Source organism: Bacillus sp. AK25, from assembly GCF_048270685.1.
In the GTDB taxonomy this organism is placed as follows: Bacteria; Bacillota; Bacilli; order Bacillales; family Bacillaceae; genus Bacillus; species Bacillus altitudinis.
Map to the genome: position 1 here is coordinate 3,441,282 of NZ_JBLUWC010000001.1, position 11,883 is coordinate 3,453,164.

General features: G+C 45.0%; 10 protein-coding genes. All 10 read right to left on the bottom strand.

The window, feature by feature from the left end; all coding sequences use genetic code 11:
• Window positions 1–58: 58 nt before the first annotated feature.
• On the bottom strand, window positions 59–1,795 hold the full coding sequence (gene cydC, locus ACNO7B_RS17845; protein WP_417901784.1) for a thiol reductant ABC exporter subunit CydC: 1,737 nt from the start codon (window positions 1,793–1,795) through the stop codon (window positions 59–61).
• Window positions 1,785–3,521, bottom strand: a complete 1,737-nt coding sequence (gene cydD / locus ACNO7B_RS17850) for a thiol reductant ABC exporter subunit CydD (protein ID WP_417901785.1) — start codon at window positions 3,519–3,521, stop codon at window positions 1,785–1,787. Before cydD ends, cydC begins: the two co-directional genes overlap by 11 nt.
• Complete coding sequence (gene cydB / locus ACNO7B_RS17855) at window positions 3,521–4,537, bottom strand: cytochrome d ubiquinol oxidase subunit II (protein ID WP_025208210.1); 1,017 nt, start codon at window positions 4,535–4,537, stop codon at window positions 3,521–3,523. The genes cydD and cydB overlap by 1 nt, the downstream gene beginning before the upstream one ends.
• Entirely contained in the window at window positions 4,524–5,939 is a 1,416-nt protein-coding gene (locus ACNO7B_RS17860; RefSeq protein ID WP_017368320.1) for a cytochrome ubiquinol oxidase subunit I, read from the bottom strand. Before ACNO7B_RS17860 ends, cydB begins: the two co-directional genes overlap by 14 nt.
• A 328-nt stretch (window positions 5,940–6,267) precedes the next feature.
• Window positions 6,268–7,389: a heme oxygenase gene (gene isdG, locus ACNO7B_RS17865; RefSeq protein ID WP_079919928.1), complete on the bottom strand. Its 1,122-nt coding sequence runs from the start codon at window positions 7,387–7,389 to the stop codon at window positions 6,268–6,270.
• 1 nt (window position 7,390) lies between these two features.
• On the bottom strand, window positions 7,391–8,404 hold the full coding sequence (locus tag ACNO7B_RS17870; RefSeq protein WP_410684217.1) for a FecCD family ABC transporter permease: 1,014 nt from the start codon (window positions 8,402–8,404) through the stop codon (window positions 7,391–7,393).
• A complete protein-coding gene (locus ACNO7B_RS17875) occupies window positions 8,401–9,339 on the bottom strand; it encodes an ABC transporter substrate-binding protein (protein WP_410684216.1) in 939 nt (312 codons plus the stop codon). Before ACNO7B_RS17875 ends, ACNO7B_RS17870 begins: the two co-directional genes overlap by 4 nt.
• Before the next feature lie 18 nt (window positions 9,340–9,357).
• Window positions 9,358–10,107, bottom strand: a complete 750-nt coding sequence (gene srtB / locus ACNO7B_RS17880; protein ID WP_017358682.1) for a class B sortase — start codon at window positions 10,105–10,107, stop codon at window positions 9,358–9,360.
• Between the two features lie 26 nt (window positions 10,108–10,133).
• A complete protein-coding gene (locus ACNO7B_RS17885; protein ID WP_417901786.1) occupies window positions 10,134–10,904 on the bottom strand; it encodes an ABC transporter ATP-binding protein in 771 nt (256 codons plus the stop codon).
• A complete protein-coding gene (locus ACNO7B_RS17890) occupies window positions 10,891–11,877 on the bottom strand; it encodes a FecCD family ABC transporter permease (protein ID WP_017368325.1) in 987 nt (328 codons plus the stop codon). Before ACNO7B_RS17890 ends, ACNO7B_RS17885 begins: the two co-directional genes overlap by 14 nt.
• Between the last annotated feature and the right edge of the window lie 6 nt (window positions 11,878–11,883).

Sequence of the window (11,883 nt, forward strand, 5' to 3'; positions counted from 1 at the left end):
GCCCCAAAAAACGTTCGGACAGAAATCTACTGTCCGAACGTTCTTTGTCATTCATTTTTTACACGACCGAAAATGGACGGTCCATTTCATACAGCTTTTGATAACGCACATTTTCTTTCAGCAAATCTTGATGATGCCCCTCCATCTCAATGCGACCAGCTTCAATAAACATCATACGGTCACATGCCTCACAGCCAGTGAGATGATGGGTGATCCAAATGACTGTTTTTCCTTTTAACACACGGAAGATTGTTTCAAGCAATTCACGCTCTGTACGTGGATCAAGCCCGACGGTTGGTTCATCTAATACAACAATCGGTGTGTTTTGCAGCAAAATCCGAGCTAGAGCCATACGCTGCCTTTCTCCACCAGAGAAACGAACCCCTGTCTCTTGTACACCTGTGTGATAACCTTCTGGCAAAGACTCAATGTAATCGTGCAGCTGCACTTGCCGCGCGGCTTCTTTTACTTGCTCTTCTGTCGCTTCTGGAGAGCCTAAGCGAATGTTGTTTAAAACAGACGTATCGAATAAATAAGGCTGTTGATTGAGCACAGACACATAAGAGGATATCTCCTCTTGAATGCTTTGTACCGGTTTCCCCTGAATGCTGACACCCCCTTGATTTGGCACGACTGCCCCTTCTAACAATTTTAAAATGGTCGATTTGCCTGCACCGCTTTTTCCTAAAAGAGCGAGCGATTCACCTTGCTTCAGGGAAAACGAAAAATGCTTTAGTACATGTTGATTGACTTCATATCCGAAGGTGACTTGATCAAAACAGACCGCTTCAACGCCATCAGAGACGGGTGTCTCCTCTGCTGCCTTCCTCTCCACTAATCCTTCATACGACTGCTCTTCATAATGATTTAATCTGCTGACGGCATGCTGATAAACAGGAATATCGCCTGCTGCATCTGACAGCGGAAGAAAGGCTTCTGTTAATGGAAACAGCACAAGCACAAAGGCTGCGATGAGCGTGTGCGGCATAGAACCAGCCTGAACGACTGAGCCGCTCCAATACACGACAAGGACGACTGCTCCTCCAATGACTAGCTGTGCTAAAAATTGGCGTAGACGGATAAACCGGTGCTTTGCCGCTTCGAGTGCTAATAGCTTTGCTTCTTTTCGTTCATAGCCTTCAACGAAATCGTTCTGTCTGCCGCTAAACAACCAGTCACTCACGCCCATGACGGCATCTGTTAAATGGCTGTACAGTTCATTTCTGCCTTTCTTCATTTGAATTTGTCGTGCCCGGTTCACAAGTACTGTGATGTATGGGAATACAAATACGAGCAGCGCCATATAAAGCAGCATCAATCCGGCAAAAGGCCATGAAAAAAGCCCAAGTGCTCCAATCGAAGCGGCATATAAAAGCAGCGCACCGATGGATGGAAAAATTGTTTTTAAATACGCATCCTGTAATCTCTCCACATCTTCTGATAACAGCCCAAGCATTTCACCTGTTCCAAGCTTAGTCTGTTTGGCACTTCGTTCAGCCATGTCATAAAGACGTACCCGCATTTTTTCAATCATCGTCAAAATGAGCTGATGGCTCGCCAGTCTCTCTGCATAACGAGCAGCTGAGCGTGAAATACCAAAGGTACGTACTGCCACGATTGGGACATAGACCATCAAGATATTCTCAGGTCTTGTGGCAGCTTTTGAAATGAGGAACCCTGACGTATACATGAGCATAGAAGCAGAAAACACCGCAATCGCCCCTAAAAAAAGCACCAAGGCAAACAGCTTTTGATTCTCCTTGATATAAGGTATAAACCAGCCTTTACTGACCATGTGTGACCGCCCCCATTTGTTCCTGTACCAATTGATAGTACACACCTTTTCTTTTCATTAATGATTCATGAGTCCCCATCTCTGCAATCGTCCCATGATCCATCACAATGATTTCATCCATATCCGTCATCCAATGAAGTCTGTGTGTGGCTAAAAACACAAGTTTATCTTCAAACAATGGAAGCATTGTTTTCTTCAATTCATACTCTGTCTCAATATCCAGATGAGCCGTTGGTTCATCTAACAGCATAATGGATCGCTGGCCGAGCACTGTGCGAGCGAGTGCAATCCGCTGCGCTTGTCCACCGCTCAGTCCTCTGCCCTGTTCGCCAATGACCTCATCCAGTCCATTGGGGAGATCAGCTACGAGCTGAGACAAACCTGCCTCTTGCACCGCTCTTTCGACGTCTTCATCTGTTGCATTCGGTTCATAAAAACGAATGTTTTCTCTCAGTGTCATGTGAAATAAATAAGGATGCTGCGGCATATAAACGACTTCTTTTTGCCATGCCGCCAGCTGTAAATGAGCAAGCGGCTTGCCGTTTAGGATGATTTCACCTGCAGACGGTTCAACAAAACCGCCGAGAACATCCGTTAACGTCGATTTCCCCGAACCACTGGCACCGATGATCCCAATCTTTTTCTTTCCTTTCACAGTGAGATCGACATCCTGAATCGAATAAGGAGCATGTTCATCATGCAAGACACTGACATCTTGCAGTGTGAGCTCAGATTGCTCATTCCACTCGTTCAGCTGCACAGATTGTGTCTCCTGCTCTCGGAAGCCCTTTTCCTCTAAAATCACTTGAATCGCCTCATTCGCTTCTTTACCGTTTAACGTCGCATGATAATCATTTCCCACTTCACGGACTGGCAAAAAATATTCTGGCGCGAGCATCAGTGCGGTCAAAGCCGGCAATAACAAAAGATCTCCTTCAATTAAGCGCAAGCCGAGAAATACAGCGACAGTCGCAATGGACAGCATAGAAAAGAAATCGAGAGCAAAAGATGAAAGAAAGGCGACTTTCAGTGTGCTCATCGTCGCCTTTCGATAACGCTTCGAGACCTCTGCAATATTGCGAGAATGCTTTTTGCTAATCCCTAAGTAGCGAAGCGTTTCCAGGCCACGGAGAGAATCAGTAAAATGATTGGATAATTTCTCATACGATCTCCATTGTTTGGCCGCTTTACGCTGAGCGACAAGTCCTAGCAAAATCATAAAAACAATTAAAATTGGCAGTGTGACAATCAGAATGACAGCAGATGTTTCATCTAATGTCCAAACATAGACAAGCACCATCACCGGAATAACTGCCATGTTCACCATTTTCGGCAAAAACAGCTGTAAATACTGACGATATTGGGCAATGCCCTCCATCGCCAATGTCACAAGCTTTCCTGTTCCTTTTTTCTTCGTGAAAGCTGGACCTAAACGGAACAGCTGGTCCAACAGCTGCTTTCTGACGTCTGCTCCAATTCGGGAAGAATAGGTGAACATGACCTTCTCCCGCATCAAGGTGAGACCGTGCCGCACCAGAAAGGCAGCAAGAAACAGCAAGACATAAGGCGTTGCCTGCATGAGGCTCTTCCCGTCAAACAGCGTTGTTATGGCATGTGCCAGCCACTGTGCTTGAAAAATAATACTTGCTCCTTGGATGATTGACACAATACCTAAGAGGGCAAGAAGCCCCCTCATTCCTTTTAGTTGAAGCAAACGTTTATCCATTAGTAGGTCATTGGCTCCTTACCGCTTACACGTTTACGGAAGACATAGTAGCTCCAGATTTGATACCCAAGCACAAAAGGTAGCAAAGAAATGGCAACAATCGTCATGACCGTCAGTGAATAAGATCCTGATGCAGCGTTTTGAATGGTGAGGTCGAATGCATGGTTGATCGAACTAATCATGACACGCGGGAATAATGCTGTGAAAAGCATGGTCACTGTCACCATAATACCTGCACCTGTGAATAAAAATGTCCAGCCATCACGCTCTTTTCTCATAAAGAATAGAGCCGCTACATAACAAACCACAATGAGTACAGTTAAAGGGATTGTGATGATCGGACGCACGGTATAAATGTCTGTTTCAAGAATAGACACACCAACAAATAGAACAAGAACTGGTAGTGCAATCAATAAAACACGCTGACCGAGCTTTCTTGCACGATTTCTTAAATCACCCTCAGTGCGAAGTGTGACGAAAATCAATCCATGCAGGAGGCAAAGAACCGTCACGGCTACCCCGCCGATCACTGAATAAAGATTCACAAAGTCTGTAAATCCAGCGTACATATTCATGCTTTGATCAATGGGCATTCCTCGTAAAATACTTGTGAATAGCACGCCGAGTAAAAATGGCGGAAGCAGGCTGCCAAAGAAGATCACCCAGTCCCACGTTTTGATCCATGAAGCCTTCTCGACCTTCCCTCTAAATTCAAAGGCGACCCCCCGCCCAATGAGCGCTAATAAAAGAACTGCAAACGGAATATAGTATCCGCTGAACATCGTAGCGTACCAGTGAGGAAAAGCGGCGAAAATAGCTCCACCAGCTGTAATCAGCCAGACCTCATTCGCATCCCAGAAAGGGCCAATCGTATTGATTAAAATGCGGCGCTCGTGTGCATCTTTTCCAAGCAGCTGCATGGACATCCCGACACCAAAATCAAATCCTTCTAAGAAGAAAAATCCAACAAACAATACTGCGACAAGAATAAACCAAATCTCGTTAAGATATGCCATGATATGCGCCTCCATCAAATGGATCTGTAGACAGGTCCGTTTCATCCTTTTGATCTGTATTCTCTTCAGAATGTGCACCTTTTTTAATTTCTCGAATGAATAAGTAGGCAAGCACGATGGCAAGAATCAGATAAATGGTCGTAAAGCTAATGACTGAGAATAGCAACATGCCGTACGATACGTTTGGTGAAATGGATTGTGCGGTTGTCATCATACCAAAGACTGTCCACGGCTGACGCCCAATTTCCGTCATGATCCAACCAGCTGAGTTTGCAATAAACGGGAACGCAATCATCCATACCATGAAGCGTAAATACCATTTGTTTGATTCTAGTTTTTTTCTAAAGCTCAAATACAAACCAATCATACTAGCAAAAATCATCAACATGCCGGCACCTACCATGATTCTAAAGCTCCAGAAGGTTGTTTTGACTGGAGGAATGTAATCTCCAGGACCAAACTTGGCTTCATATTCTTTTTGAAGGGTCAGCATGCCTGGCACATCCCCACTAAACTTAGAATAGGCCAAGTAACTTAAAGCAAACGGAATATTGATCTCCGCAGAGTTTTCTTTTTTATCTGTGTCAATGTTGGCAAATAGTGTCCAAGCCGCTGGATCTCCACTATCCTTCCAAAGGGCTTCACTTGCTGCCATCTTCATCGGCTGTGATTCCATTAAGTGCTTCGCTTGATCATGTCCAGAGAACGCTACACCTAAGCCAGAAATGAAAGCAAGCACCATGGCAATCTGGAAAGATTTTTTGAAAAAGGCGACTTCTTGTTTTTTGATCATTTTATAGGCACTGACACCCGCGATAAAGAAAGCACCGGTTGCCAATGCACCAAACAGAACGTGCGGGAACTCTACCCAAAGTTGCGGATTTGTCACGAGCGCCCCAAAGTCGTTCATTTCTGCACGGCCATTTTTAATCACAAATCCAACTGGCTCCTGCATAAATGAGTTGGCGAGTAAAATCCAAAACGCCGAAAAGATCGTACCAAGAGAAACAAGCCAAATACATAACAAATGAATTTTTTTCGGCAGACGATCCCAGCCGAATATCCAAAGTCCAATAAATGTAGATTCAAGGAAAAAGGCCAATAGCGCTTCAATGGCAAGCGGTGCACCAAAGACATCACCGACAAACCTTGAATAATCAGACCAGTTCATCCCAAACTGGAATTCTTGCAGAATCCCTGTCACCACACCTACTGCAAAGTTAATTAAGAAAAGGTGACCCCAAAATTTCGCCATCTTTTTATAAATCTCTTTTTTCTTGACGACATAAAGGGTTTGCATCAATGCAACGATAAATACCAAACCTATAGACATAGGAACAAAAATAAAATGAAATAATGTCGTTGAGGCAAATTGAAATCTTGCTAAAAACAGCTCACTCACAGCCTTACATCCTCCCTTACTTTCGCATGCCGAATGATTCGAGATATTTATGCTCACCATTTCACAAAAAGTTCACTATTTGTTCAATGATTCACAAATGAAAGTCCATTTGATATAGTTCACTCAGTGAAATTTTACTCTTGATTTTCATTCGGTTAGTTATTTATACCTGTACTTTACACCCATACGCTTCAAAAATAAAGTAAATTTTACCTAAAATTTGGATGGGATTGTGTCTGTTGTTTGAATACTTTGTCAAAAATATGTGACGGAAAGAGACAATCACAAAAAAATAGCGCTGCTTCTTCGCTGCAGCGCTTTTGAATATTTAGGCTTTTTTCTGTAAAGCGGGTCTTGTCACTTGCACTTCATAGTACGTAATTTTGTTTTTTAACAGGCCTTCAGGTTTCGCCTTTCCATGAGCATGCGCATCACCAAATGCCTGAGATTTTGTCCAATTCACAAAGTCTTCTTTTCGATTCCAGCGGGTGTGAATGGTCACTTCATCGTAATCAGTTGTCTGTTGAGTGACCCATACTTCCATTCCTAAAAAGCCTTCCATAAATTCTACTTGTCCCTGCTTGTTAAACCGTTTAACAAGGTGGTCTGCACTGCCTTTTTCTACTCTTACTTGGTTGTTTACAATAATCATGTTTGGTTCATCTCCCTTTTGTTGTTGAATGGAGGCAATGGGGATAATGAGTGGATGCGGTCCGTCTAAGTGAACCTCTGCCTGAATCCCAAAAACCTCCTTGAAAAAGTCTTCTGTTAACACTTCTTTTGGTGAGCCAATTTGATGCACTTGACCACGCTTCATAGCAATGAGACGGTCACAATATTTTGCGGCCTGCTGCAAGTCATGGAGAACCATTAAAATGGTGATGCCATGTGTTTGATTCAGCTGTTTGAGCAGCTCCAGTAATTCAAGCTGATGCGCAATGTCTAAATAAGTGGTTGGCTCATCCAGAATGATAGTCTCTGTCTTCTGAGCCAGTGCCATTGCAATATATGCCTTTTGTCTTTCTCCGCCTGATAATGTATGGAGCATTCTGTTTTCATTGGTGCGGCTATTCGTCACCTCAAGCGCCCACTCAATCGCTTCATGATCTGACGTGCCGCTTTTTTTCCAGATGGAACGGTGCGGACTGCGTCCAAGTGCGACCAGCTCACGTACTGTCATCGATGGAATGGCGGTTCTTGTTTGCATGAGAACCGCCACCTCCTTGGCGATCTCCTGTGCCGTCATCTCTTTTTGCGGGATGTCGTGAATGTAAATCATGCCGCTTTCGATTGAGGTCAGTCGTGCGGCCGCTTTGATAAAAGTCGACTTACCTGACCCATTCGGGCCAATGATTCCGGTCACACTCCCTTTAGGAACAGCTGCTGAAATGGAAGACAGCCGAAAGCCGCCTTGACTGAGACTCACGTCATCCATTGCAATGACATCCATCTTAACCCCTCCCTTTCTTTTTTAATAAATAGAGGAAGAAAGGTGCACCAATGCAAGCAAGTAAAATCCCTACAGGCAATTCAACCGGTGTAAACCAGACCCGTGCTGCTGTATCGGCAAAGACCACAAGCACGCCCCCTCCAAGCATTGAAATCGGCAGCAAATACCGGTAATCATCTCCGATTAAAAGACGGATAAAATGAGGCACAACAAGCCCGACAAATCCGATTAAACCGCTGACACTGACAGCCGCTCCAGCTAAAAGAGCGGCCAGCGCAATGAGAAAAAATCGAGTCCGCTCTACTCGAAGGCCCAATAGCTGAGCCGATTCATCGCCAAGTAAAAGGAGATTGGACGGCTTGATGGCGAAAAAGCAAAGACATAATCCAGCCAGCGCATATGGCGACACAAAGCTAAGATGATGCCAGCTCCGCCCGTTTAATCCCCCTGATAGAAAAGGCAAAACAGCCTGCACACGCTCACTGTAAAGCACCATAAACCCATTCATCACCGCACCAAGCAAGGCATTGACGGCAACACCTGCCAAGATCAATTTAAGCGGTGAAACCCCTTGATCAAATGACAGCATATACACGACAAGAGCTGCTAATAAGGCGCCCAGAAAAGCGGCTGCCGGAAGCAAATACGTGAATTGCGGAAGAACAATCATGCTGAGGACAGCAGCTAACCCGCCGCCCGCAGTCACACCAATGATCCCAGGGTCAGCAAGTGGATTTCGGACAACTCCTTGTAAAATCGCCCCTGATGCTGCGAGACAGGCCCCAACGAGAAAACCAATGAGCACGCGCGGCAGCCGTAAATCCATGACAATTTTTTCATGAACAGGCAGACCTGATCCCGTGAAGACAGCCATTACATCCGGCAGCGATAATTGGACGGAACCTACCGCAAGTCCTAGACAGACGCCCACACATAAAGAGAGGAACAATCCTGGTAACAGCCATTTTCGTCTTGACTGCCTTTTTTGAAAATCTAGTTCTGCATTCATCTTCATGATGACAATCGCTTCAATTTCTTCTCTAATTGATCGATCGCTCTGATGACTTCTGCGCCTGGATTTGTCCCAAATAGGTCACTTGGCAGAATCTCAACGTGTCCATTTTTGACAGCTGATACATCGTGCCACGCCGCATTTTGCTTCATTTCACTCATAAAGCCTGCTTTGACATCTTCAGGATTGCTGTGGGTCATCAGCAAGATGAGATCTGGATCGGCCTCGATGACCTTTTCTGCATTGATTTGTGCATATTGCGGAAACTTTTCGAGTGCTGGTTCATTTTCAGCAATATTCGCCCCACCAGCGATCCGCAGCAGATCACCACTTAAAGATTGTGGAAGTGCCGCCATATATGTGCCGGGCGCACCATATACAACGAGTGTCTTTACTTTTTTCTCAGGCTGCTTCACTTGCTTAATCCGCTGATCGATTTGAGCATTGAGCGCTTTGGCCTTTTGCTGCTTTCCAAGTAAATCACCAAATAAAGTAACTTGACGCTGGATATCCTTCACTGAGTTGGCACTTGTCAAAAGAAGCTGTGAACCAATTCCTTCTATAGTAGAGATATCCTTGCTGTTTAATGATTCATTCCCAAGCACCACATCGGGCTTTAAACTCGTGATCAGCTCGACATCAAATTGATGGGTTGTGCCAATTGATTGTACGGACTTTGCCTTTTGTAGATTGTCTGGCAATTCGGCAGTTGGCCGACCGACAACCTGGCCACCTAAGGCATAAATGATGCTCATGTCGCCAGTTGACAACGAGACGATCCGTTCAGGTGATTCATGAAACGATAATGTTCTGCCGGCAAAATCCTGAATGTTGAGCGCACCTTGCCCGCTCCCATTCTCGACAGGCACCGCCTGGCTGCATCCGCCGAGGAGAAGCACGACGACGAGTCCTGCCCAAATCACATGTAAACATTTCAACCGTCTGTCTCTCCTTTTCTAGTAAACTTTCTTTAGCTTCGCCTGTACCACGAGACGCTTGTTTTTAGGTGCCAGCACATGATCACAGGTCGATAATGTGAGAATCAAGTCATCTGTGGATACGTCTGTTTTCGTTTGATAGATGGACTTCTTACGCACAGCTTGCAAGTAGTGCGCATATTCACCAAGATCCTGAAAATCAGTCTGAATATAATCAAAGTCGACTGTCGTTTCATACACAGCAAAAATCTCTGCTTCATAGCTTTGGTACAGCGTATCGTACTGAAATGTGCGATGATCTTGGAAGAAATCTTTTTTTAAATAGTTTGTGAGACCAGCAAACATAGACCCATCCCTCATCCGATGACCGTACACCACTGTATTGGGACTTTCATGCAAGACGTCATTACGATAATCCATAAAGATACTGCCTGCCCGTGTGTCATCCTTTACATAATTACGAGTTAAATAGAATGCATTATCGTTTGACTGAACAATTGGATACTGAATCATCGTGTCCTTCATATCAATCCAACCGACAATGTCTTCATTCACCTTTCGCAAATCATCAAATGACTGACGAATTTCTCCAGGTTTTCGCTGTTTCATTCCATCCTCGTGTGTGTACAGTGTCTGAGCCTTTGCAAGCACCTGACGATTTTGATAATAGCCAAAGAGCTCCAAGCCAATGGCAGTACCGCTATATAGAAAAACACCTAAACAGACGATCGTCAGCATTCGTTGCCCGATCCGTTTCCCTCGTTTCACACTGTCTCACCTGCTTTTTGCACAACTTATATACCTACAGGCACGATATACATCCCTGTTTCTGCATCTTGCTTAATCGTGACGGACACATGATAAATGTGCCGCACCATCTCTTCTGTTAACACCTCATTTGGCCGTCCTTCGCGGATGATTTGCCCATCTTTCATGGCGATGATGACATCACTATAGCGAATCGCCTGATTCATATCATGCAGGACCATCACGATGGTTAATCCATGCTCGACATTGAGCTCTCGAATGAGCTCAAGAATGTCAAATTGATAATACATATCCAAATAAGTCGTCGGTTCATCTAAGAAAAGCATCGGTGTTTTTTGCGCTAAAGCCATCGCAATCCATACACGCTGCCGTTCTCCGCCTGACAATGAGGCGAGTGGCACCTTTCGCTTATCCGTCAGCTTGGTACAGGACAGCGCCCACTCGATTGCTTTCTCATCTTCTTCCTTGTCACTGCTGCGCATCGTTTGGTACGGCGTTCTCCCAAATGCCACGACTCGTTCGATCGTTAAATCGAGCGGCGCTTCATTTTGCTGATGTACGACTGCCAGCTTTCTCGCGAGTTCCCTTGGCTTGAACGCATTCAGCTCTTGTCCATCTAAATGAATCTGTCCTTTATGTGGACAATGGTTATGTGCCATCAAAGAAAGCAGCGTGGATTTGCCCGAGCCATTTGGACCGATTATGGTCGTAATTTTTCCTTTTTCGATCTTCGTGGTGACCGATTGAACAATGTCCCTCTGTCGATCATAGGAAAACGACACCTCACGAATGTCCATGCAGACGATCCCCCCTTCTTAATAAAAAGATCAGAAACGGCCCGCCAATGACAGCCATGATTGTAGAAGCAGGGATTTCATTTGGTGCCACTAGCGTTCTGCCGAGCGTATCAGCCGTCAAAATGAGCAAGGCCCCGCTTAACGCAGAAAATGGAATCAGTACCCGATGGTCCGAACCGACGAGCCTTCTAGAGATATGGGGAATGAGCAAACCGACAAAGGCAATCACGCCCGCTACCGCAGCAGTCACCGCTGCTAATAACACCGCCGTGATTGAAATCAAAAGGCGCATTCTGGTCACACGCAATCCTAAGTTTTTCGCCGTCTTATCCTGAAGGGCAAGCAAGTTACACCATCTGCTAAAGAAAAGCGCAACCACAAGCCCAATGAGGCCATAGACACCGATTAAACGGACATCTCCCCACGTTTTCATCGTCAGATTCGACTGCCCCGACTGATTAATGGTGATATTGAAATAGCTGCAAATGGTCACAAACGCTTCTGCCATCCCTGTAAACATGGCATTGATGGCGATCCCCACCAGAATCATTCGAATCGGGCTTAAGCCGCCTTTCCAAGACAACACGTATACGAGGAAGCAGGCAATTGCCCCGCCTAAAACTGAAAATAAAGGAGAGTAGAAATAAAATTGAGGAAGCGCTGTAATTGCCATTAAAGAAAAGAAGCTAGCTCCCGATGAAATACCAATAACACCGGCATCTGCTAATGGATTTCTCATCACAGACTGCAAGAGGACACCGGAGACAGATAAAGCCGCCCCTGTAAACATCGCAATGAGCATGCGGGGGATTCTTAAATCTTTAATGATTTCTACCTGTGCATGTTGACCGGTCATAAGCCCTTCCAATAATTCAATCGGTGTAACATGAATGCTCCCCGTAATGGCGGAATAAATAAATACGCCGGCTAGTAAGAGACTGACTATCAGAAATAAAATCCCTGTTTTTTTCATCTTGAA